The sequence below is a fragment of the Pseudomonas sp. P5_B2 genome (assembly GCF_056400445.1).
On the sequence record NZ_JBFULH010000880.1, the window covers coordinates 1 to 1411 of the forward strand.

At 55.7% G+C, this 1411-nt stretch carries 2 protein-coding genes; both read left to right on the forward strand.

Annotation, left to right across the window (positions count from 1 at the left end; translation table 11 throughout):
• A partial coding sequence (locus AC1DRJ_RS27670; protein ID WP_477804949.1) for an aminotransferase-like domain-containing protein occupies positions 1-755 on the forward strand: 755 nt, incomplete at its 5' end.
• Between the two features lie 82 nt (positions 756-837).
• The gene (locus AC1DRJ_RS27675) at positions 838-1299 is read left to right on the forward strand and encodes a translation initiation factor 2 (RefSeq protein WP_477804950.1); all 462 of its coding nucleotides are present in this window, start codon (positions 838-840) and stop codon (positions 1297-1299) included.
• Positions 1300-1411: the final 112 nt, after the last annotated feature.

Below are 1411 nucleotides of genomic sequence, written 5' to 3' on the forward strand. Positions count from 1 at the left end.
GCATGAGCCTCGAAGCCCTGCAACTGGCAGCCAACCAGTGGTCGATCAAGGCGCTGGTGCTGACCACGCGCCTGAGCAATCCGCTGGGCGGGACCATGCCCGAGGAGCGGCAAAAACAGTTGCTGCGCCTGGCGTCGGATTTCGATATCCAGATTGTCGAAGACGATATTTACGGCGAGCTGATGTTCGAGCAGGGACGTACCAAATCGCTCAAGGCCTATGATCGGCTGGATCGGGTCATCTATTGTTCAAGCTTTTCCAAAACCCTGTCGCCGGGCGTGCGGATCGGTTGGATGATTGCCGGCAAGTATCAGCAAGAAATTCAGCGCTTGCAGACGTTCAGTACCCATTCGGCCTGCAGTGTCACACAAATGGGTATTGCGGCCTATCTGGAAAACGGTGGTTACGACCGCCATTTGCGCTACATCCGTCAGGAATACCGCAAGAACCTCAGCGCCTTCCAGTTGGCGGTCCAGCAATACTTCCCTGAAGGCACACAGATGACCCGGCCGACCGGCGGCTTCATTTTGTGGGTCAGTTTGCCTGGGCGGGTCAACACACAGGAATTGCACGTGCGGGCATTGCAGCAGGGCATCAGCATTGCGCCTGGGCTTATCTTCAGTAACACCGAGCAGTTCAATCACTGCATTCGGCTGAACTGCGGCACACCCTGGAACCGTGAGGCCGAACGTGCATTGATGACCCTGGGGATGCTGGCAACGCAACTTTGCCAGGAAACGGCCGGCGGCTTCTGAGTCGGTCGTTAATGGCGGTGCTTGTCATGTGGCGTTCAACAGGGGAGCATATGGCCTTCTGCCGTTTTTTGCTGCTGGGTTCATGAAACCAATTTTGCCTGCCGTCTGTCTGTTTTTTTGCCTGTCGATGACCGTTCATGCTGAAGGCATCAGGGTGGCGGCTGGTCAGGAAAAAGCGGCGACCGGCGAAACTCCGGAAGAACCGGCGCCGCCCAAAAAAACCGAGCCCGTGAAGGTGGTGAAAAAGCGTCCACCCATTGCCTCCAAGTCGAAAGCGGCTAGCGAAGTGGCGAAAACCGAACTCCCACCTGCCAAACTTGACTTGAAATTGCCCCCGCAAATGGCACAAGAATTGAAACCGATCGGTACGATGCCGTTGCCGCAAAACGATGCGCTACTGCCACCCATGTTTGGCGACAAGACCAGCACCAGCCCGTTTCAGCTCAACGGTCGACTGCTCAATAATGAAATGCAACTGCAACTGCGCAATGATGAGCGTCACGAAGTCGAAGGCGCGGCGCTGGATTTCGAGTTCAAGCGGTAAATCAATCCTGTCCGTGACCCTCTGGCCAGACGCTTTGTCGGAGACTGGTCAGTCACGTTGCTTCGMACGCAAAAACCCCGGTTCAGGTAATTTTAAACAACTGTTTTAGCGG

Excerpts from the sequence above, each read along its gene's own strand:
- AC1DRJ_RS27675 (WP_477804950.1), top strand. The coding sequence starts at position 838 with ATGAAACCAATTTTGCCTGCCGTCTGTCTGTTTTTTTGCCTGTCGATG.